Raw genomic sequence first — 22,211 nt, 5'->3', positions numbered from 1 at the left:
CCGTTGCCCGGAGGAGCTGGGGCGGGTCCCACGCCCACTCACCCCCGGCTCAGTGGGGCGGCCAGTCCTCCGAGGAGCTGGGGCGGGTGATGAGCTCGGCGGGGAGTTCGAGGCCGGTGGTGGGGGCGGGTTCGCCGCGGACCTGGGTGAGGAGGCGGGTGACCAGGGCGGCGGCGATGGGGCGCAGGGGGAGGCGCAGGGAGGTCAGGGGTGGGCGGAGGTGGCGGGCGAGGGGGGTGTCGTGGAAGCCGGTGACGGCGAGGTCACGGCCGATGTGCAGGCCCTCGGTGCGGGCGGCCTCGTAGATGTCGAGGGCGGCGAGGTCGTTGTCGGCGGCGAGGGCGGTGGGGCGGTCGGGGTCGCGCAGCAGGGTGCGCAGCTCGCCGTCGGCGGGCGGGGGGACGAGGCTCAGCCCGAGGCGAACGGCCTCGCGGTGGAAGCCCTCGCGCCGGGCGGCCAGCCAGGGCAGCGGGCCCGTCCCGCCGACGTAGCCGACCCGGCGGTGGCCGCGTTCGGCGAGGTGGCGGGCGACCTCGGCGGTGGCGGCGGCATTGTCGATGTCGACCCAGTGCTGCGGCAGACCCGGCCCGGTGCGGCCGAAGGCGGCGAAGGGGATGCCGAGGCGGGCGGCGTGCGCGGCGCGGGCGTCGTCGGGCAGGACGTCGGCGAGGACCAGCCCGTCGACCTGGCGGGCCGCCGTCACGGCGTCGATCACCGCCCTCGCGTGCTGCTCCCCCGCCGCCGGGCGCAGGAGCAGCACGTGGTGGCCCTCGGCGCCGGCGGCGTCGACCAGGGCTTCGAGGAAGCCGGCCATCAGCGGGTTGGGGTCGTGCGGGTCGTCGACCGGGGCGAGGTAGCCGATGGTGCGGCGCTCGCCGGTGCGCAGCGAGCGGGCGGACTGGTCGGGCCGGTAGCCGAGCCGATCGATGGCCGCGGTGACCCGGGCCAGGGTGGCGGGGTGGACGCGCTGCGGGGCGTTGAGCGTGTTGGAGACGGTCTGCCGGGACACCCCGGCCGCGCGCGCGACGTCCGCCACGGTGGTGGCGCGGCGGGCCGGGCGCGGTGCCGGGGTGGTCATCGGCTCTCCTCGGACGGAGGGGGCTGGGCCTCAGACCCGGCGGAGGGTCAGCAGGCCGCCCCGGGGGACGTGGACGGTGGCCCCGCCGTCGAGGTCGACGGTCGAGGTGCCGACGGTCCGGCCGCGGGCGTCCTGGACGGTGGCCTCCGCGGTGCCGCGGCCACCGGCCAGGCGGACGTCCGGGTCGGCGTCGGCATTGGCGACCAGCAGGTTACGCCACGTGCCGCCGGCCTCGACCGGCAGCGCCGTGTAGCGGCCGACGATCACCTCGCCGTCTCCGACGGCCGTCACCATCGGGTAGCCGAGGTCGGGCCGGGCCGGGCGCAGCGCGCCGAGCTGCAGGGTGTCGACGTGGGCGCGGGCGACGCCCAGCCAGAAGGCGATCGCCTCCCGCTGCCCGGCGTTCTGCGCGGCGAGGTCGACGGAGATCTGCGGGACGCCGAACAGGACGTTGATCAGGTGGCAGGCGACCTGCTCGGCCGTCTCGGCGGGGTGCCACATCAGCATGTCGGAGTGGACCGCGAGCGGCCCGGCGACCAGCCGGGTGTCGACGATGCGCTGGCGGTTCTCGTGCGGGCTGAGCGGGCAGTCGGTGGCCCGGACCATGGTGGCGTAGGGCCACAGGCCGGGGCTGACGTAGGGCTGGCGGTGTTCGATCATCGCCTCCGGGCGGGCGGCGTCGACCCGGCGGCGGATCTCGCCGAGCAGCAGGCGCACGCCCTCGTCGACGGTGGCGCAGTCGGCCTCGGGGCCGGGGGCGGGCGGGTCCTGGACGCCGAACCAGTCGACGAAGTCGACCTTCAGCCCGTCCATGCCCCACTCCTCGGCGGCCCGGGCGAGCCGGTCGGCGAGGTGGGCGCGGACCTGCGGGTAGCGGGGGTCGACGACGACGGCGCCGAGGTGGCCGACGTCGGCGAGCGCGTACTGGGAGAGGGTGTCCCAGGCGGCGCTGTCCTTGCCGATGAAGGGGAGCGCGTACCAGAGGAGGTAGCGCACGCCGAGGTCGTGGACGCGGGCGACGTGGGCGGCGGTGTCGGGCAGCGAGTGGGGTTCCCAGTCACCGCAGTGGGCGTAGCCGCGGGTGCGGTCGGTGGTCATCCAGCCGTCGTCGACGATGATCGTGTCGAGGCCGAGGTCCTTGCCGAGGGCGGCCTGGCGCTCGACCGCCTCGGGGGTGATGTTCTGGTGCAGCGCGTACCAGGTGGAGTAGGCGGGGCGGCGGGCGGCGTCGGGGACGTGCGCCGGACGGTCGGCGCCTGCGGCCCACCAGTCGGCGAGGTCGGCGAGGCTGTGGGCGAAGTGCCGGCCGGAGGCGTCGATGCGGACGGTGAGGCGGTCGGCGGCCTGGACCCAGAAGCGGAACTCCCCGGTCTCCTCGACGACCCCGGCGCTCGCCCGGGCGTCCTCGCGGTCGGCGGCGAAGGCGCAGAGCGTGGTGTCGCCCACGCCGACCAGGGCGGCGACGGGGGCGCCGCGGGAGAGGGTGGTGCGGCGCGGGGCGCTCCAGGCGGCGGGCAGCCAGCCGGTGCCGCGCGGTTCGGGGGTCCAGAAGGAGGTGGCGCCGGTGCAGGGGGTGCGCCACTCGATCCGGACCTCGCCGCCGCTCTCCCGCTCCTCGGCGGTGACCTCGGCGGTGACCTCGATGACGTCCTCGGCGATGGTGCGCACGCTCGCGGCGCCGGTGACCAGCAGTTCCAGCCGGCCGGCGGCGAGGCCGGGCACGGCGAGCGGACGCGGGCGGCCGGTGGTGGCGGTGGCGTGCGGCTCCCAGATCTCCGCGGCTTCGGCGACTTCGGCGGCCTCGGTGGTTGCGGTGGTTTCCGCGGCCTCGGCGGCCTCGGCGGCTTCGACGGCCTCGGTGCCCTCGGCGGGTTCCGTCATGGTTCGGTTCAGCCTTTCGTGGCGCCGGCCAGCAGGCCGGAGATGAACTGCCGCTGGAGGACCAGGAAGAGGACCATCATCGGCAGGGTGGACAGCGCGGTTCCGGCGAGGATCGGGCCGTAGTCGGTGTTGGTCTTCATGCCCTGGAGGGTGGCGAGCGCGACCGGCATGGTGTGCATCTCGGGGCTGCGCAGGGCGATCAGCGGCCAGACGAAGTTGTTCCACGAGCCGAGGAACAGGAAGATCCCGAGCGCGGCGAGCACCGGCCGCATGACCGGCACCACGACGCCGAACAGCACCCGCAGTTCGCCGGCGCCGTCGACCCGGGCGGCGTCGAGGAGTTCGTCGGGCATGCTGGAGAGCGCCTGGCGCATCAGGAAGATGGCGAACGGCACGCACAGGCCGGGCAGGATCAGGGCCTGGTAGCTGTCGAGCAGGCCGAAGGACATCATCATCTTGAACAGCGGGACGAGCATCACCTGGTCCGGCACGACCAGCGTCGACAGCAGCACGGCGAACAGCACCGTGCGGCCGCGGAACCGGAACTTGGCGAAGGCGTAGCCGGCGAGCAGCGCCACCACGAGCGCGCCCACCGTCTGGATCCCGGACACCAGCAGGGAGTTGAGCACGACCCGGCCGAGGCCGACCCGGTCCTGGAGGTGGCGGAGGTTCTCGCCGAGGTGGGAGCCGGGCAGCAGGTGCGGCGGCCAGGAGAAGATCTCGTTGTCGGTGAGGGTGGCGGAGACCACCAGCCAGTAGAACGGGGCGATGGACAGGCCGGTGACGGCGGCGAGCACCAGGGTCATCGGCCAGCCGCGCAGCCGGCGTCGTCCCACCCGGGCGGCGGAGGCCGCCGGGACGGCGGGGACAGCAGGGGTGACGGGCGTGACGGGCGTCATTCGCGTTCTCCCATCAGGCGCATCTGCACCGCGCCGAGCACCGAGACGATCAGGGTGAGCGCGTAGGCGATGGCGGAGGCGTAGCCGAAGTCGAAGTAGCGGAAGCCGTTGTCGTAGAGGTACATCGACACGGTGAGGGTCGCGTTGTCGGGGCCGCCGCGGGTGAGGACGTACGGCTCGTCGAACAGTTGCAGGGTGCCGATGCTGGAGAGCACGACGGTGAACAGCACCACCGGCCGCAGCGCGGGCAGGGTGACCGAGAGGAAGCGGCGCACCGGTCCGGCGCCGTCGACCATCGCGGCCTCGTACAGCTCGCGCGGGATGCCCTGCAGCCCGGCCAGGTAGATGACGGCGTTGTAGCCGGTGTAGTGCCAGGTCAGCACGAGGACGACGGCCATCTGGGCCCAGAAGCCGTTGCCGAACCAGTCGACGCCGGACAGGCCGATCGCTTCGAGCGCCTTGTTGACGGCGCCGTTCTCCTTGTTGAGCAGGAAGGAGAACAGGATGCCGGTGGCGACCAGGCCGGTGACGGTGGGCATGAAGATGCCGAGCCGCCACACCACGCGCCAGCGGACCAGGGCGGCGTTGAGGCCGACCGCCATCAGCAGGGCGAGCCCGAGCATCACCGGGACCTGCACGACGAGGATCCGGGCGGTGTTGCCCAGTGCCGTCCAGAACAGCGGATCGTCAAGCAGACGGCGGTAGTTGGCGAGTCCGGCGCCTTGGGTGGCGCTGCCGGAGCCGGTGGTCAGCGACAGCAGCAGCGAGGAGACGATGGGGTAGGCCTTGAAGGTCCCGAAGAGCACCAGCGCCGGCGCGAGCAGCAGGTAGGGCACGGCCCGGCGGCGCAGCCGGGCGCGCCGGACCTGCTTGCTCGGCGCGGCCGGTCGGGCGGCCACCGAGGGGGCGGCGGCGGTCACTTGATCTTGCGCCCGGTCTGCTGGGCGAGCTGCTTGGCGGCCTCCTGGAGCGCGTCGGCCGGGTCGGCGCCCTTGGTCAGCACCTTGGCCTGGGCGTCGCTGACCAGCTTGAGCGCGCGGGCGAAGTCGCCGGAGTAGTTGGTGGCGTCGCCGCCCTCGGAGAGCAGCTCGGTGAAGGTCTTCAGGACCGGCTGGCCGCCGTAGTAGGCGCTCGGCTCGTTGTAGACCGGGTCCTGGTAGGCGGCGGTGAGCGCGGGGAAGACACTGCCGGCCTTGAACATCGCGTTGACGGCGTCGGGCCGGGTGAGCGCGTACTCGACGAACTTCCAGGCGGCGGTGCGGCGCGGGCTGGAGGCGGCGACGGCGAGGTGGGTGGAGTTGACCAGGGCGGTGCGCTTGCCGCCGGGGGTGACGGCCGGCGGCCGGGTGAGCCGCCAGTTGCCGCTGAGCTCGGGGAACTTGGTCTCGATGAAGTGCGCCGCCCAGGAGGGCTGCGGGCCGGCGCCGAGCTTGCTGTCCTTGATCTGGGCGCGCCAGGCGGTGGCGCCGGGCGTCTCGATCAGGAGGCCGGCCTCGTCGAGGCGCTTGACCAGGGTGAGGGCGCGCACGCACTCGGGCGAGGTGAGGGTGATGTCGCCCTGGAGGTCGAAGAAGAAGGCGCCCTGCTGCTGCATCAGGGACTGCAGGAAGTCCGTGTCGGGGCCGGGGGTGCCGGTCTTGTTGATGCCGACCAGGCCCACGCCGGGGTTGGCCGCCTTGAACGCTCCGGCGGCGGCGACCACGTCGTCCCAGGTCGCGAAGGTGGTCGGGTCGAGCCCGGCCTTGTCGAACATGTCCTTGCGGTAGAAGAAGCCCTGGGCGTTGACCTCCCAGGGCAGGGCGCGGGCCCGCCCGGACTTGTCGGTGACGACCGGCCACAGGCCGGGGGTGAACTTGTCCTTGTGGGCGTCGGCGCCGAGGGCGGAGAGGTCGGCGAGGCCGTTGGGGAACTTCTCCAGGTAGCCGGGCAGGTAGTCGCAGCCGATGTGCAGGACGTCGGCGAGGCCCTGGCCGCCGGCGGCCAGGCCGACGGTGATCTTGTCCCAGATGGCCGGGTTGCCGACGTCCTGGACGTCGACCTTGATGCCGGGGTTGTCCTTCTCGAAGAGGGGGACCACACCGCGCAGGGCGTCGGCGGCGCTGGTCCAGGACCAGACGGTGATCGTGCCGGTGGCGGCGTCCCCGCCGGAGGAGCCGGTGCCGTTGGAGCCGCCACAGGCGGAGAGGGCTCCGCCGGCGGACAGGGCCAGCAGGCCGGCGCCGGAGGCGCGCAGCAGTTCGCGACGGGTGAGGTGTGACATGGCAGGCCTTTCCGAGGGGGGTGAAGGGCGGGGTGGAACAGGGTCTGGAAGGTGGTCCGCTCAGGCGGCGCGGACCTCCCGCCGGACGCGGTCGAGCGTCTCGGCGAGCGGCACGGCGATCAAGGCGTCGGTACTGGCGTGCGGCGACAGCCGGATCCAGCCGGAGCGCAGGGTGGTGGCCAGGCCGGCGGCGGCCAGCGCGGCGTGGACGGCGGCGGGGTCGACGCCGGGCAGCCGCAGGCGGCCGATGCCGCTGCCGGGCTCCCCGGGCCTCCCCGGCCCGCCGTCGGTCTCGGCGCCGACCGCGCGGGCCGCGTCGAGCAGCCCGCCGAGCACCTCGGCGATCCGGGCCTCGATCCGGTCGGCGCCGGCGTCCCGCACCAGGGCGAGCGCCGTGCCCAGCGCGGCGACGGCGGGCCCGTCCGGGTTGGTGAGGGTGTGGGCGACGGCGCCGGGCCGGGGCGGGCACGGGTGGGCGGGCGCCTCGATCGGGTCCTGGACGCCGGACCAGCCGCCGAGGCCGGGCCCGAGCCGTCCGGCCACCCGGTCGCGCACCATCAGCACGGCCGCGCCCCAGCCGGCCCGCAGCCACTTCTGACCGCCGGCGGCGAGCACGTCGGCGGCGTCGGCGGCGAGTTCGACGGCGCCGAGCGCCTGGACGGCGTCCACCACCAGGACCCGGTCCGGGCCGATCAGCTCCTTCAGCCCGGCCAGCGGCGCCCGGAAGCCGGTGGCGGCGTCCACGGCGCAGACCGCGACGGCGCGCACCCGGTCGTCGAGATGGGCGCGGACGGTGTCCACGGTGAGCGGCCCGTCGATCTGACGAACCTTCAATCCCCGGTTCTCCTCGGCGCGCAGCCAGGGATAGAGGGCGCCGGGGAAGTCCGTCCGCACCACCAGGACGGTGCCGTCCGCGCCATCGGGCGACTGCGCGAAGGCGTGCGCGGCGGCGAAGAGCCCGTGCGAGGTGGAGCTCACGAAGGCGACCTCGTGCGGTGCGCAGCCGAGCAGCCCGCCCGCCGTCCGGGCGGCCTCCGCCGTCTGCGCGTCGAGCTCGTCGAGCGCGGACCAGCCGTGGCGGTGAAGCCGGTCGGCCTCGCGGACGAGCACCCGGCGGACCGGCTCCGACACCGGTCCGAACCGGGCAAAGTCCAGGTAACCGAACGGTTCGGCAAACTGCGTCAGGTAATCACGCATAGTGCGCTCCCCCACCTTTGGGGCGATTTGAACGTTCAAATCACACATAAACAAACAGAAGTAATCAACATCAAACGGAGCGGGAGCCAGCAAACGCTCTTGGTCGAGTCCCCGTCAAGACCCCTGCACCCACAACCGGCAGGTCGAGACCCTCTCGTTACCCGCCGCCATCCCCGGGCGGGCAACCCCTTGCGCAATGCAATTTGACATTACTATTTTACTCATCGACGGGTTGAGCGGACCCACGCAGAGCCCGTCGCGCTCACCCAACTCCCGTGCGACCCAGCGGCCCTGGTGCTCCCCCACGCCCTCGGCCCGAACCGCGACCGGCGTCGCGCACCCCCACTCCCACAGGAGAACTGGTGTCAGCCACCCCACGTCTGCGCACAGTCCTGCTCTCCGCGGCCCTCGCCGCCACCCTCGCGGCCCCGCTCGTCCAGAGCGCCCAGGCCGCCACGCCCGGCGGTGCGGCCCCGGCCGCCTCGGCACCGGTCGCCTCCACGCCCTCCACCTTCGGCGAGACGGCCCCGGCCCCGGCCCACCACCCGGCCGGCCCGGCGGGCGAGGTCGCCCACGGGACCGCCTCCGCCGGTCTCCCCGGCCCCCAGGGCGCGCCGGAGAACGCGAACCGCCAGTCGACCGCGACCGCCGGGCAGCCGGTCGCCGACCCGGACGGCGCCACGACCCCGACCGCCCCCGCCACCCTCACCGCCGCCGCCGGCTGTGACCTGGCCGCCTTCAGCGCGCTCTCCCCCACCGCCCTCGCCGACTTCCTGAGCGACCCGGCGCACGGCTACGACGAGTGCCTGTATCCCCTGCTCAGCAGCTGGCGGCCCGAACTCGCCAAGGTCCTCACCCAGGACCACGTGCGCACCGTCGCCGACCGGATCACCTCCCTCGCGCCGGACTTCGACAGCGCCAACACCCACAACCCGCGCGGGCTCTGGTACTTCCTGCACGTCGCCGTCTACTTCGACTTCAGTCACAAGGAGCTCGACTTCGGCGACGACACCACCAAGGCCGCGATCAAGAGCGCCACCGCCGCCTACCTCGCCAACCCGCACGTCTTCGAGCCGACCGAGCACGCCGGCAACGCCATGGGCGAGGTGTTCCAGGCCAACAGCGGCCCGGGGCTGCGCCCCGGCCTCCTCCCGCTCGGTGAGCGGGTGATGCGCCAGTACGCCACCGCCGACAGCCCGTACATCGGCAACCGCGGGTGGAACTGGGCCCTCCAGGCCGCGCTCACCATCAACTTCCAGGGCATCAACAACGTCGTCGAGGACAAAGGAAGGTTCCAGGAAGCCGTCGCCGACAACCCCTCCTACCGGCAGGCGATCCGGGCGTTCGCCGGCTACGGCCACCTCAAGGGCACCGGCACCGAGTGGGCCGCCCGCGACGCGATGCTGGAGTTCGCCCGCCTCGGAAGCATCCCGGCACTCCTGCCCGAGGTGAAGGCCGAAGCCGGCGCGGTCCTCACCGCCACCCGCGACAATTTCGGCCGGCTGAGCCCCGCGTGGGCCAACGCCGCCATCCCGGTCAACGACTTCGGCCTCTGCCAGGCGTACGACGCCTGCCGGGCCGACCTGATGCGGCAGTTCTTCCCGAACACCTACAGCTACGACAACGGCACGCTCGTCGTCCGCACCGCCCTCGACAAGGCCACCGCCGACCAGCTCTACTACGCCACCAAGCAGGTCAAGGCCCAGTTCTTCCGCACCATCGGCACCGATCAGCCGCTCGCCGACGACACCCACCCCACCCTCACGGTGCAGCTGTACGACACCAAGAGCAACTACCAGCTGCTGCAGAACCTGCTCTTCGGCGTCGGGGACGTCGAGAACGGCGGCATGTTCATCGAGGAGCACTCCACCTTCTACACCTACCAGCGCCTCGGCACCGAGTCCTACTTCAGCCTGGAGGAGCTCTTCCGGCACGAGTACACCCACTACCTCAACGCCCGCTGGGCCATCCCCGAGAGCGGCTACACCGAGCGCTGGCCGGCCGACACGACCTTCGCCATGAACGAGGGCACCGCCGAGTACTTCGCCGGCGCCACCGCCAAGGACGGCGTCAAGGCCCGCAAGTGGATGCTCACCGAGATCGGCTGGGAGAAGCGTGACGGAAAGCCGCGCATGACGGTCGATCAGATCCTGCACGCCACGCGGGACGTGGGCTTCCGCGTGTACCCGTACGCGGCCGTCTTCTTCAACCTGCTCGGCGAGAAGCACCCCGAGCAGCTGGCCGAGATGTACCGCCTGCTGCGCGCCGACGACCTCGACGGCTACAACGCCTGGCGCGACCGGCTCGGCCGGGACGCCGGACTCCAGCGCGAGTACGACGACTACCTGGACACCGAGGTCCCGCGCGCCGGTGACCTCTACGTCCCGGCCACCGACTTCACCCCCAACGGCCGGCTCCGCTTCGCCTACGCCTACGAGGTGCAGGACGCCTTCGCCCGCGCCACCCAGAACACCCCGGTCTGCAAGGACAACGCCGACTGGAACAACACCGTGCGCTTCACCTGCACCGGCCGGATCACCACCACCCTGAACAACACCGTGGACGCCGGCCGGATCCGCGAGTCGATGGCCGACACCGTCGACTACTACCTGCTCACCCGCGCCGGCGAGGCCGCCAACAACCTCGCCGACATGAACTGCTGGTTCGGCAAGGTCGAGGTCTGGCCCACCGGCCAGGCCGGCAGCGCCGACTACACCTGCGAGGGCCCGCTCCGCCGCTGACCGTCCTCCCGCGGGAGGACCCGGACCAGGGACGGCCGGGTCCTCCCGCGGGGCGACACCTCGCAGATCCAGTCGCCGGACCGAGGAGCAGGAGCTCTCCCCCGGCTACCCGGCCGCGGGAGCCGCCTGGTGGATGCCGGCAATCGTCGCGGCGGCGTCGAAGCCGAGCACCCGGTCGGGGCGGCCGGAGAGCAGGCTGGCGTAGAGCGGGCGGTAGTGGGCCACCTTGCGCGGGGTACGGCCGTCGTTGCCGAAGGTGGCGATCAACTCGCCGCCACGGGCGGCGAATCCGGTCATGGCCGTGTGGTCGATCCAGACCTCCACCCCGGAGCGGCCGAACACCAGGCTGCTCTCCTTGCTGCTGGACCCGGTCAGCCAGCTGCTGCGCAGCCGCGCCGTGCCCACCGCGCCCCGCGAGCGGAACTCCACGGTGCACCAGGCGCTCGCGCCGCCGTCCGCCGGCTGGACGGAGGTGAGCGCGGTGAGGTCGTCGACGAAACGGGTGATCATGCTCAGCTGGTTCACCCCGGAGTCCGTCCAGCTGGACCCGTACGAGGCGAAGGCCGCGGGCAGCCGCTGGGCGTACGGGTCGTAGAACGCCGAGGTGATGCCCGTGACCGGCCCCCACTCGGGGTGCGCGGCGAGCAGCTCCGCCGCCCAGTCCACCTCCGGCGAGAAGGCGAAGTGGTGGGCGGTGAACAGCCGGCGCCGGACGTCGGCCCTCCCGTCCAGCTCCCACAGCTCCGCGAGCGCGGCCGGGTCGTGGACGATGGGCTTCTCCACCAGCACCACGGCCGCGGAGCGCAGCAGCGCCTCGGTCACCAGCTCGGCGTGCGTCACCGTCGGCGTGGCGAGCACGATCAGGTCCGGCTCGTGCGCGCCGAGCGCCCGGGCGAGCCCGTCGTAGTGCGGCGGCGGCGCGGCACCCCGGAACCCGGCCGGCCCGACCGGCCGCGGGTCGACGGTGAACTCCAGCGTCACGTCGTCCCGTTCGGCCAGCACCGTGAGGTGGGTCTCGGCGATGATGCCGACCCCGACCAGCCCGACACGCACCGGATCCGCCATCCGCTCCGTCCTCCTCAGCCGTTCCGTCCCGCTGAGTGGACCCTATCCCGGCCGCGTCAGAAGCCGGCGAGCGCCTCCACCAGCTCGTGGAGCAGGGCGTCGTCGACGGGCGTGCGGTGGGCGAGCTTGTTGCGTGCCTGCCGGAGCGTGCGCAGCCGGCCGAACTGCTCGTCGGTCAGGGTGATGTCCCGCTGCACCGCCGCGTGGTAGAGCTCGCCCAGCTCCAGGGAGGCCGCGTCCGGCGGTGCGCCCCTGGTGTCGCGCGGGGACTGCCGGGCGTAGGTGTCGACGAGCCGGGCGACGCCGCGCACCGCGATCCGCGGGAGGAGTTCGACGAAGCCGAGGCGGGCGTCGTCGATGAGGGGCAGGAGGACACGGTTCTGGGCCTGCCAGACCAGCTTGTCGAGCTCCGCGCCACCGGAGCCCCGCGCACCGGAGCCGAGGCCGTGCCGGATCTGTCCCTCCCAGCTGTCGACCAGCCCCGCCGACCACGTCTCGCGCAGACCGCTCTCGGGCAGCGGCGCGTACGCCGCGGCGGGCGTGCCCCGCCCCTGGGCGCCCGGATCCACGGCACCGCCCGTGGGCCGGCACTCGCGCAGGGCGGACGCCAGGTCACCGGTCCTGCCGTTCCAGGCCCTGGCCAGTTCCACCGCGAGTCCCAGGTCGGGCCCGGCCGTCTGCACCACGGTCTCACGGCGCAGGGCGTGCCGGATGAGCTTGGTCGGCGTCATGCGGCTGTGGGCGTGTCCGGAGCCCGGGTGCGGCATCGCGTCGGCCACCACGGTGGCCGTGTCGAGGTGGCTCCAGACCCCCCACCACCAGTGCGGCCGCGACACCGTCGCGTCGAGCAGCCCCACGGTGTCCGCCTCCAGGTCCTGCAGCCGGGAGGCCACCAGCAGCCGCGGACGGTCACTCGGCTTGAGGCCGGCCTCCTTCACGGCGGCCTGGAAGCGACGGACCAGCCGGGACACCGCGTACGGGTCCGCCTCCGTCCAGGCCCGGACGACGAGCACGGGCGCACCGCCGTCCGCGGCGCCGACCAGCTCGGAGACCAGGTCCCCGTCCAGACCGAGACTGCGGGCCAGCCGGGCGGCGACGTCGCCGTCCCTGTCGTCGGCAGGCCGGGCGGCGGGGATCAGGGCGTCAAGGAGCAGGCCGTCGAGGACCGGCTCGTCGACGACGGGTGCGAGCGATGGACCTCCGGACGCCCGGACACCGGCACCCGCACCCGCACCCGCGAAGACACCGAACGGGTCCCAGTCCCCGAAGCCGTCGTCGATGTCGAGGGCGTCCTCTGACGGGTGAGCGGCCCACGCGCCCCCGCCCCGGCCCCCGCCGCCGTCCGGCTCCCAGGGATCCCGGGCGTGCGGCACCGCCGCGACCGGGGCCGGACGCGGAGCCGTCCCCTTGCCCGGCGCCTCCACGGCGTGGTCCAGTCCGTGGACCACCTGCTCCACGGCCCGGTCGGCCCGGTCCGACTCCACCTCGGCGTCCGGGAACAGCCACACGCAGCTCAGCCCGGCCCGCAGGTCGGCGAGCACCCCGGCGCAGTGGCGCCGTGCGCCCGGCAGGTACCGGACCGCCTCCGGGGACAGCGCGCCGGCCGGATCGAGCAGCCCGGTCACACCGACCCGCCCTGCGCACCCGCCACGGTCCTGAGGGCGCGGAAGGTGACGCTGTCCACGGTGAGGACCTCGCCGTCGTCGTCGAGGACCCCGAGCGCCTCCAGGTCCGCCAGCAGTGCCTCGGCCGCGTCCAGGTCGTCGTCGAGCACGACGGCCAGGTCCTGCGGGATGGCGTGGACCCGGCCCTGCCGGTGCTCCTCCGGGCTGAACAGGTCGGCCCAGCCGGCCAGCTGCTCGACGTGGCGGTCGGAGAGGCCGACCCGCCGCAGGTGGTCGCGGGCGAACTCCGGGTCGTCCGCCCGGGCCCGCACCAGGTCGAAGAGCCGCTCCCGGGGCGCGCCCTGGAGGTACTGGGCGATGGCCCACTCGACGAAGCCGGGCCAGCCCCCGGTCACCTCGATCAGGTTGCGCCGCTCCGGGGCCGAGACGAACGGCAGCTCCGGCCAGGCCCGCAGGCTGGTCGTGTTCCAGCGCCGCGGCTGCACCCGGGACACCTCCGGGAAGTCGGAGTGCAGCGCGGTCAACGGGTCGACGACGACCAGCGCGCGCCGGCGCGGGATCTCCTTGCCGTCCTCCTCCGACGCCGAGGCGTACTTGGCGAGCCGCTCGACGTCGGCCCGCACCTGCGCGACGGGAACGCCGCGCAGGTCGACGAAGAGCAGGTGCGGCGAGCGTTCCCGGGCCCACCTGGTGACCGCCTGGGTCAGTTCCGCGGGCGCCACGGGCACCACCTGGCACGCGCGTCCGACGTGCTGCGCCGCCGCCTTGGCCAGGAGGTCGGCGCCGAGCGCCGGGGTGGCCGTGATCATCCCGGTGCGCCGGGACAGCACCGCGTGCCACTGCTCGTCCGTCAGCGGGCTCATCCGCAGGATCTGCCGGCGGTCGCGGTCGCGGCCGATGGACCGGCGGGCGACGCGCGGGTTGTAGTCGTACTTCTGGGTGAACTCGCTGGTGTGCAGCTCCGCCTCCAGCTCGTCACGGGTGCCGAGCATGTTGACGAGGTTCGGGCTGCGCATGACGAAGCTGTTGCTCCGGCCCGGGAGCGGGAGGACCAGTCCGAGGCCCTCCATCTCCACCAGGTCGGTGCGGACCTCGTCCACGCCGTTCTGCTCCGGGAAGCCGTCCGGCCAGACCCGGTGCGCCTCCTCCTGCAGCTCCTGCGGCGTGTAACCGCGCGCGTAGCCGTCCGTGAGGCTGCGCAGGGCCAGGATCAGCGTCAGGACCCGGTACCGGTCCTCCAGGTCGATGGTCAGCCGGAGCCGGTCCCGGATCTTGTCCCGGATGCCCCCGTTCTCGACGACCTTCTGCACGTCGGCGTTGGTGATCCGGGGGCGCCCGCCCTCCGGGGACAGCGCGCGGCCCTGCATCTCCTCGACCAGGCCCTCGCAGACGATCTGGACGAGGTTGGCCTGGTTGTTGGTCAGGGCCAGGATGCTCCAGACCAGGTCCGGGTTCTCGAAGAACAGTCCGGCGGCGGCCAACGGCTCGACGACCAGGTCGATCGCGGCCTTCGCCCGCAGCGGACCGACCAGGACCGGTTCGCCGCCATGCCCGGTGATGGAGTTGGTGAGCCGGTTGTAGCGCTGCACCTGGTGCAGGCCCGCGAACACGACCTTGAAGCGGCGTTCGGTGTCGGCCATCAGCTTCATCAGGCCGGTGAGGGTCCGGAAGGTCGACTGCGCCCCCGCCGTCGCCGTCTCGACCGGCCGGGCGTCCGCGTTGAGGAACGCGTCCGCCTCGTCGGCGAGGAAGAGGATGCGGCGCTCCTCGCTCTCGTTCAGCCACTGCTGGACGAGGTCGCCGATGGCCGTGGCGTTGGCGTGCTCCGAGACGCTGCGGTCGAGCACCCCGGCGGCCTTCAGCTGCTGGGCCAGCACGCTCCAGATCTCCTGCGGGAGCCGGCTGAGCCCGATCTCGGCGTACCGCAGGTCGGTGTAGACCGCGACCTGGTTGCCGCCGTGCCCGGTCCGGAAGCTGTCGGCCACCTGCTGGAGCAGCGAGGACTTGCCCAGCTGCCGCCCGCCGTACAGGAAGAGGCCGCCCTCGCGGGCCATGATCGTGTGCTTCTCGTGGTCGCGGCCCTTGAACACCTCGGCGGCGACCTGGCCGGCCTGGAACGGCTCGTACGGCCGGTACGCGGCCCACGGCAGCGTCACCCGCTGCACCGCGCGGAAGGAGCGGGCCTCGCCCGCGGCGATCCAGCCGAACACCGCCGGGTCGACGACGATCGCCTGCTGCGGCTTCTGGTGGGAGGCCTGGGCGAGCCGTCGGCGCCCGCCGATGCCGAGCGGCTGCAGGTAGAGGATGATGTTGGCCCCGAGCGCGGACTCGGGCAGGTGACGCATCAGGGCGTCGGGCCCGACCTCCTCGGTGCCGACGATGAGGACCCGGTAGACGCCCTTGGCCCGGGAGCCGATCCGGGACACGTAACCCGGGACGTTGTCGCTGATCTCCGCGGTGATCGAGAGCGTCATCACCTGCCAGTCCTTGCGGTCCTGGTCCACCAGCCGGACCGGGCCCTTGACGCTGAGGCCGAGCATCCGCAGCACGCTGGGGACGTGCTTCTGGAAGGAGTTGCGGCGCTCGTTCAGCCGCCCGAGCGACTCCCAGGCCTGCAGGGCGACCGTGACCGCGTCGGTCTCCGCCTGCCCGGAGCGCCCGCGCGCGTAGTGGTCGAACCACCAGCGCGCGTCGGCGCCGGTGCTGCCGGCCCTGGGCGAGTCCGGGTGGCCCACGCCCTCCAGGAAGGCCGCCAGCTCGGTGCCGGTCTCGACGACCTGCTCCGGTATGCGCTCGCCCTTGCGGGCGAAGGAGAGCAGTTCCTCGGCGGTGGCGACGTCGCCTCGGTCGATCAGGGCGCTGACCCGGTCGAGGTCCGCCCCTTCGAGCTTCAGGTCGACCAGCTGCTCGCGCAGCTGGTCGGTCTTCTCCAGCATCCGGTCGTTCAGCCGGGAGACGACGCCCCGCACCCGCTCCAGCAGCGGACGGAACCGCAGGCTGCGCTCCGAGCTCTTGAGGTCGTGCACCTGGGCCGCCAGCTCGTTCTCCTGCTCGGGGGTGAGCAGGTTCTGCAGGCGGACCCGGGCGAAGAGGTTGTCGGCCTGGCGCAGGGCCGTACCGGTCTTCTCGCGCCACTGCGCCTCGGCGTCACCGAGCCTGCGCCGCCACACCTCCAGCTGGTTCGCCTCGGGTGCGGTGGCGGCGGCCGGCCGGCCCGCCGCCGCGAGGTCGAGGAGCCGCCCGGCGATGTGCAGGTCACCGCGGTCGAGGTGGGCGGCGAAGGCCTTCGCCGGGTCGGCCGGCCGCAGGAGCTCCAGCAGGGCGTCCAGGGCGTCCGGAGCGGCGAGGTCCGGCGTGTCCTGGCCGTCGGCGGTCGCCGTCCAGGCCAGGCCCGGCAGCACCAGCAGCGGGTCGGTGCCGGGCGGACCGGCCGGGGCCCTCGAAACGCCCAGGGCGACCCCGTCGTCGATCCAGTCCAGCAGCAGCCGGACCGCTTCGCCGCCCGGGCCCGGCAGCAGTGCCGCCTGGCGCGCCACCCGCCGCGCGGCGACCAGCTCGCTCCCGAGTCGCCGGCTGTCGCCGCGCGGCGGCAGCTCGGCGACCTGGACCGCCTCGCGCAGCAGCGTCATCACCTCGCCGATGCGCCCGCGCAGCTGGTCCAGTGCGGTGGCGATGATCTTGGTCTTGCGCTGGTTGGGCGAGCTGACCCGGCGCGTGGTCTCCCGGATGATCCGGTCGATCGCGTCGTCCTCGCCGTAGGTGTCCTCCAGGTCCTGGCGCAGCTGCTCGGCGGTGGCCCCGCCCACCGACCAGGCCACGATCAGGTTGAGGCTTTGCCCGAGTTCCGCGTCGTCCTTGAGCAGGGTCTGGAGCACCCGCGAGGCGAGCTGGTAGGCCGTCTTGCTGGTGCCCAGACGGGCCTTGAGGGCCTCCGCGCGGTCCCGCAGGTCCGCCGGGTCGACGGTGTCGTCCGGTCCGAGCCCGGCCTCGTCGCCCGGCTGGAAGGGCACCCCCTTGCGGATCTCCAGCGCCAGCGTCCGGAAGAGCTCGTTCCAGACCTCGGGCAGGCCGGGGAGCTGCGCGAAGTCGTTGACGATCGGCAGCGCCCAGCCCGCCTGCAGTCCGCTGCGCACTGCGGCGGCCAGGGCGATGAGGTAGCCGTCCCGGTCCTCGGCGGTCGGCAGCGCCCGGTCCTCCACGCTGACCTGCAGGGTGATCGCCGCCTGCTGCCCGGGGGCCAGCCCGAACGCCGAGGTGGCGAAGGCCAGCGCCCGGCACCGCTCCCGGCGGTCCCCGGCGGCCCGGGTCAGCCAGTACGCCTCGGCCAGCCGGCCGTCGGCGATCAGCTGCTCGACCGGGGAGGGGCCCTCGCCGGTCCGCGTCCAGACGTCGGTCGGCTCGGCGGCCACCGGCTCGACGGCCACCGGTGCGTCGACCGGCTCGACCGGCTCGACCAGCCCGGCGGGCTTCGGCGCGGCCCCGGCCGACGGCTTCGGGACGGCGAGCGGGTGGGCGGCGCGCGTCTCCACCGGCTGCCGCGGCCCGCCCACGGCGCTGGCGGGCCCGGTCCGGCCGGGCCGCTCCTCCGCGGCCGGCTCCGCCGGTGCGGTCTCCTCCTCGGAGCCCGGAGCGTCGAGGGTTTCGAGGGTGCCGGCGGGCTGCTCGGGGACCTCGGGCGCGGCCTCGGGCCGCTGTGCCTCCCGCTCGACCTCGGCCGGGACGGCACCGTCGGCTGCCGACGGGACCGGCAGCTCCTCGTCCGCGACGTCGGCCGCGACGTCATCCGCGGCCCCGGCCGCGACGTCATCCGTGGCCCCGGCCGCGACGTCATCCGCGGCCCCGGCCGCGACGTCATCCGTGGCCCCGGCCGCGACGTCGCCCGTGTCCCGGGCCGCGACGTCACCCGCGGCCTCGCCCGCCGCGGCCGGCCCGGCGGGCTCCTCCGGGCGGACGGCGTCGGCCGGGCCGGTCGCCGGCTGCCCGCCCCTGAGCGACCGCAGCTCCCGGAGCCGGGCGTTCTTGGCCTCGACCTCCGCCTGCAGCGCACTGTGCACGGCCGGATAGCTCACCATCGCGGCCACCATGGCGGCGAGCTTCTCCAGCTCGGCCTCCGTGTTCGCGATCTCCTCACCGACCTTCGCCGAGCGGACGTCCGCCAGGATCCGGTCGAGGTCGTCATGGGTCTGTGTGGACGCCCACCGCACGTCACCGCCGAGGCCGAGCGCCAGTTCGGCCGTGGCGGCCCGCCGGTCGAACCAGGCGTCCACCGCCGCGGCCAGACCGGCGTCCCGCCGCCCCACGCCGCCGCGGACGTCCACCGCCAGGCTCTCCAGCCGACCGGCGAGCTCCTCGCCCTCCCTGCGCAGGCGGTGCGCGGCGGCTTCGAGCTGCTCCGCCAGGTCGTCAGACACCAAGTTCTCCCTGTCCGCGGCTGCGGGTCGTGTGCTGTGCTGGTCGCCGTCCGGGGCCTCCGGCGCGGCCGTGCCGGAGGCGCGCTCCGTTCTGCTCGCGCGGCGGCGGGGCCTCGGCTCGGGCCAGTCCGCCGGGGCCGCGGCGGCTTCCCAGAGGGTGTCCCAGTGCTCCAGGACCTGGCCGCGTTCAGGGGCTTCCTGGTCGGTCAGCGGATACCAGTGGAGCGCGAGACAGGCCAGCGACGGCGGCAGGTTCGTCAGCGCCGACCTCAGGCACTCGGCGTCCGCTCCCCGTAGACCCTGTTTCACGAAGCCGTTCTGACGGGCCACCTGGTCGGCCGCCTCGCGTCCGACCTCGGCGATGCGCAGCAGCAGCTCGGCGGGAGCCTTGGCGACCCAGGACCGCATGCCCGCGGCGCTCGCACGGACCTGCCGGGTCGGCTCGCCCTTGTAGCTGAAGGTGTGGCCGTGCGCGACGGCGATGAAGGCGAGAAGTTGTTGCAGGGTGTCCGGTGGCTGATGCGCGAGCCACCGGCGGAGTTCAGGAGCTGACGACACGTCGCCCATCTTCACACGGTCGTGAACGCCCCCGCAGCGGAATCGACCAGTACAGCGGGCATCTACCGGCTTTCAAACATCGGAATTGACACGAGATCGTTCAGAGCTTGACAGCGGGTCGGCCGGGCGTCGGCGCAGGCCTTCGGCGCGCGGGCTCCGCGATGTGCCCAGGGGCCGCGGCGCCAGGGAAATATTGGTCTACTCCAATTCTGTCCGGAATACGTCCTCACAAGGGACGCCGGTGTGCCGTTCACTGTTGCACCCGAGCAGCCGGGTCCACTGGCCGCACGACTGGTCACTGTGGAGGCGGAATGCGAAGGGCCATGCGCTGTCTGATCGTTGGGGTCGCAACCGGGGTCGGTGCCGGGGTGCTGACGGCCGTGCACGTCGGTGGGCGGCTTCCGCTGCTGCCTGCCCTGTGTGTGGACGGGATCGTCGTGGTCGGGTGTCTGTCACTCGCCGCGCTGCTCCTCCCGCGACGACGGCCCCCGATCGTCGCGATGGACGAGGGCGTGGGGCGGCCGCTGCTCTCCGACCTGCCCCACCCGACGGAGAACGAGCCCCGCGCCATGGCGCCCTGGAGAGGGCGCCACTGGCCCTGAGCACGGGGTTGGGAACCGGCCGAGATCACTGCGCGCCCTTTCGGCGGCGGGGCGGCTCCTGTCACGATGACACGAGACCCCAGAGACGAGGGAGAGCCAAGGTGTCGACGGTGCGCGTGAGTTCGGCGGTCATGACCCACCCGGTACGCCTGGTCCAGGCCCGCGAACTGGCCGAGCGGCTCGGGCTGGACGGCCTGGCGCTCGACCCGGAGCCGGACGGACCGCCCTCGGCCATGCGGACGGCCATGGTCGCCTGGGCGGCGGCGGACTCGGCGGCGAGCCACCACCTCGTCGTCCAGGACGACGTGTCCGCCCCGGAGAACCTGGTGGCGCTCGTGGGCCGCGCGGCCGCCCGGTTCCCCGACGAGGCCCTCGTGTACTACACCAACTGGCACGCGCGCAACGGCGGCGCCTCCCGGCTCGCCGCGCTCGCCGGCGCCGCCTGGGTGCGGGCCGTGCCCGACGAGTTCACGCCGTCGCTCGCGGTCTGTCTGCCGCTCGACACCGCGGACGACTTCCGCGAGTTCGCCGCCGGCAGCGACGAGCGCCACGACGACGAGCTCTTCTCCGTCTTCTTCCGCGCCCGCGGCCGGATGAGCCTGATCGCGGTGCCCAACGTCGTGGAGCACATCGGCACCAGCAGCATCAACGGCCATGCCACGCAGGGGATCCGGCTCGCCGTCTGCCCCACCGACGCCGCCGACGCCGAGCCGCTGCTGGAGCGCGGCCGGGTCCTGGAGGAGCCGGGGTGGGTCCCGTACATGCGGTACGGCGAGGGCTACATCCGGCTCGTGGGCCAGGAGAACGGCCCGGACGGCGGGCGTGGCCACCACCGTTGGCTCGACGCGCTGCCGATGACCGGCCTCACCGAGCGCGCGGTGCGCGAGGCGGTGGCCGAGGGCATGCCGGCGGACCTGGCGTCGCAGGTGGCCGAGCGGTTCGGCCGGGCGTTCGCCGAGGAGCTGTGGATCCACTGCCTGCTGCTCGGCCGGCAGGCGGCCGAAGCCGCCCGCCGGCTGGGCGGCCCCGGCGAGGTACCGCCGGACGCCCTCGCCCGGCTGCGGGACGCGGCGGTGTCCACCGCCGGTCCCGCCGGCCTGCCGCCCGAGCGTCGGCCGGAGGCCGGGCCGGACGAGGTGCGGCTGATGTCCGCCTTCGCCTGGACCGCCGTCAGGGCCGGGGAGCAGTGGTCTCCGGCGTGACCTCCGGCGTGCCGTCGGACGCGGCCTCCGACGTGGCCGGGTGGGTGATCCACACCGCGGGCTCCCAGTACGCGCCGAGGTCCCGGGCACGGTCGATCCGCAGGGTGGCGAGGCCGCTCGGGAACACGTAGTCGCCGTCCTCCGGGTAGTCGATGCCGGTCCAGCGCTCCCATTCGGCCACCGTGCCGGTGATCCGCGAGGACCGCTCCGAGGCTCCGGCGATCGCGCCGCCGGCCTTCACCTGGGTGCGGATCCAGGGGTCGAACGGGGCGCCGTCCGCGCGCCGCCAGGTCGCGTACCGCTCGATCGGCACCAGCGGATAGCGGTCCTTCCAGGTGGGCCGCACCGGCACCAGCACCGTCGCCAGGCCGGCCCGCCGCGCCACCTGGCGCATCCCGTCGAGCAGCACGCTGGAGAAGCCCCTGCGCTGGTAGTCCTCCGCGACCTCGATGCCCAGCGCGACCAGGGCGCCGGCCGGCCGGTCCGCCTCGCGGTCCGCGAACGCCCGGGCGATGGAGTCGTCCAGTCCGGGGCCGAGGTCGGCGGCCGTGCCGTCCCAGGTCCGCGGCAGCGAGCGTCCGGCGCCCGCCACCACCTCGCGCTCGTCGTCGTACAGGACGAACTGGTAGTCGGCGAAGTCCTCGAACAGCCGGTCCCAGTAGCCGTCGTTGACGTCGCCGTGCAGGTTGTACTCGGGCACGATGCCGGCGAACCGCTCCGGCATCCGGTCCCACAGCTCGGGCTTCTCCGCGTGGGTCACCACGATCAGGGCCATCGGTCCGTCCTCTCTTCCTTGTTGTCCTAGGCGGGGACTTCGACGTCCCAGACGATGACGATCGGCAGCCCGTCCCAGGCCGCGCGCGCGGCGTCGGCGATGAACTCCTCGTAACCCCCGGGCGCGAGACGGCCGTTGAAGAGCGGCTCGTGAAGGGCCCGGACCCGCAGCCCGGCTCCGGTGAACGCCTCCAGGTACCGCCCGGGCAGGTGGACGTGGTTGCGGACGAACGCGAGCTGCTCGGAGCCGTGCACAAAGACGCACTGCCCCTGGAGGGCGATGACGAACGGGTGCAGGTCCGAGACGATGATCCGCCCGCCCGGACGGACCACCCTGGCCAGCTCCGCCACGCCCGCCGCCAGGTCCGGCAGATGGGTCATGGCCAGCGAACAGACGGCGAGGTCGACCGAGTCGTCCTCCAGCGGCAGGCTCTCCAGCCGCCCGACCCGGAACTCGGCCTGCGGGGCGCGCTCGCGGGCCTTGGCCAGCATCTCGGGCGACTGGTCCACGCCGATGGTGCGGTGCCCGCGGGCGACCAGGGCGCCGGTCTGCCGCCCGGTGCCGCAGGCGGCGTCCAGGGCGACGCCGGTGGGAAGCGTGTCGAGGATCCCGTGCAGCACGGGCTCCTCGACCTCGATGTACGAGTTGGGCAGCGAGTCGTAGACCGCCGACCAGGAGGCGTAGCCCTCGGCCAGGCCGAGTTCGCTGACGCCGGTACCTCCTTCCGGCAGCTCCCCGTCGTCCGACGCGAAGCGCCTGATGTCCTCGACGCGCGCCTTGAGGAAGTCCTCCTCCCCGTCCATGGCGTGGCGCAGCAGCGCCAGGCCCTGGATTCCCAGGACGAGCTCCCTCACGCGAAATTCATTGCTCATGCGAATGCCTCGTTCTTGCCCGGAGGTGACGGATTTGCGGTAGCC

General features: G+C 73.7%; 13 protein-coding genes. 2 read left to right on the top strand and 11 right to left on the bottom strand.

Going from position 1 to position 22,211, the window contains the following annotated elements:
- Positions 1–49 precede the first annotated feature (49 nt).
- From ACFVVU_RS22760 to ACFVVU_RS22735, 6 genes are read right to left on the bottom strand one after another with little or no spacing between them, the layout of a single operon-like run.
- Positions 50–1,078, bottom strand: coding sequence for a LacI family DNA-binding transcriptional regulator (locus ACFVVU_RS22760; protein WP_387791841.1), 1,029 nt, complete (start codon positions 1,076–1,078; stop codon positions 50–52).
- Between the two features lie 30 nt (positions 1,079–1,108).
- Positions 1,109–2,959, bottom strand: coding sequence for a glycoside hydrolase family 36 protein (locus ACFVVU_RS22755; RefSeq protein ID WP_387791840.1), 1,851 nt, complete (start codon positions 2,957–2,959; stop codon positions 1,109–1,111).
- Between the two features lie 8 nt (positions 2,960–2,967).
- Entirely contained in the window at positions 2,968–3,858 is an 891-nt protein-coding gene (locus ACFVVU_RS22750; RefSeq protein ID WP_387791838.1) for a carbohydrate ABC transporter permease, read from the bottom strand.
- Entirely contained in the window at positions 3,855–4,757 is a 903-nt protein-coding gene (locus ACFVVU_RS22745) for a carbohydrate ABC transporter permease (RefSeq protein ID WP_387791935.1), read from the bottom strand. Before ACFVVU_RS22745 ends, ACFVVU_RS22750 begins: the two co-directional genes overlap by 4 nt.
- A gap of 17 nt (positions 4,758–4,774) precedes the next feature.
- A complete protein-coding gene (locus tag ACFVVU_RS22740) occupies positions 4,775–6,118 on the bottom strand; it encodes an ABC transporter substrate-binding protein (protein ID WP_387791836.1) in 1,344 nt (447 codons plus the stop codon).
- 60 nt (positions 6,119–6,178) lie between these two features.
- Positions 6,179–7,315, bottom strand: a complete 1,137-nt coding sequence (locus tag ACFVVU_RS22735) for an aminotransferase class V-fold PLP-dependent enzyme (protein WP_387791835.1) — start codon at positions 7,313–7,315, stop codon at positions 6,179–6,181.
- A gap of 362 nt (positions 7,316–7,677) precedes the next feature.
- Here ACFVVU_RS22735 and ACFVVU_RS22730 point away from each other — a divergent pair, with 362 nt between their 5' ends.
- The gene (locus tag ACFVVU_RS22730) at positions 7,678–10,056 is read left to right on the top strand and encodes a collagenase (protein WP_387791833.1); all 2,379 of its coding nucleotides are present in this window, start codon (positions 7,678–7,680) and stop codon (positions 10,054–10,056) included.
- 105 nt (positions 10,057–10,161) lie between these two features.
- On the opposite strand, the gene ACFVVU_RS22725 is transcribed toward ACFVVU_RS22730, so the two are convergent.
- Genes ACFVVU_RS22725 through ACFVVU_RS22715 form a run of 3 tightly spaced genes read right to left on the bottom strand, consistent with a single transcriptional unit; the run spans position 10,162 to position 18,715 of the window.
- Positions 10,162–11,121, bottom strand: coding sequence for a Gfo/Idh/MocA family protein (locus ACFVVU_RS22725; protein WP_387791831.1), 960 nt, complete (start codon positions 11,119–11,121; stop codon positions 10,162–10,164).
- Positions 11,122–11,177: 56 nt separating this feature from the next.
- Positions 11,178–12,746 (bottom strand): hypothetical protein, encoded by a 1,569-nt coding sequence (locus ACFVVU_RS22720; protein WP_387791830.1) that lies wholly within the window; start codon positions 12,744–12,746, stop codon positions 11,178–11,180.
- A complete protein-coding gene (locus tag ACFVVU_RS22715; protein ID WP_387791829.1) occupies positions 12,743–18,715 on the bottom strand; it encodes a hypothetical protein in 5,973 nt (1,990 codons plus the stop codon). The genes ACFVVU_RS22720 and ACFVVU_RS22715 overlap by 4 nt, the downstream gene beginning before the upstream one ends.
- Positions 18,716–19,427: 712 nt before the next feature.
- On the opposite strand from ACFVVU_RS22715, the gene ACFVVU_RS22710 reads away from it, so the two are divergent.
- Positions 19,428–20,519 (top strand): hypothetical protein, encoded by a 1,092-nt coding sequence (locus ACFVVU_RS22710; RefSeq protein ID WP_387791827.1) that lies wholly within the window; start codon positions 19,428–19,430, stop codon positions 20,517–20,519.
- Here ACFVVU_RS22710 and ACFVVU_RS22705 read toward each other — a convergent pair.
- On the bottom strand, positions 20,488–21,294 hold the full coding sequence (locus tag ACFVVU_RS22705) for an N-acetyltransferase (protein WP_387791825.1): 807 nt from the start codon (positions 21,292–21,294) through the stop codon (positions 20,488–20,490). The two genes, ACFVVU_RS22710 and ACFVVU_RS22705, sit on opposite strands and share 32 nt — an antisense overlap.
- 26 nt (positions 21,295–21,320) lie before the next feature.
- On the bottom strand, positions 21,321–22,148 hold the full coding sequence (locus ACFVVU_RS22700; RefSeq protein WP_380683510.1) for a class I SAM-dependent methyltransferase: 828 nt from the start codon (positions 22,146–22,148) through the stop codon (positions 21,321–21,323).
- Positions 22,149–22,211: the final 63 nt, after the last annotated feature.

Origin of the sequence: Kitasatospora sp. NPDC057965, assembly GCF_042887135.1 — a bacterium.
Lineage (GTDB): Bacteria > Actinomycetota > Actinomycetes > Streptomycetales > Streptomycetaceae > Kitasatospora.
The sequence above is the reverse complement of the archived record's forward strand: the minus strand, read 5'-3'. Positions and strand labels throughout refer to the sequence as shown.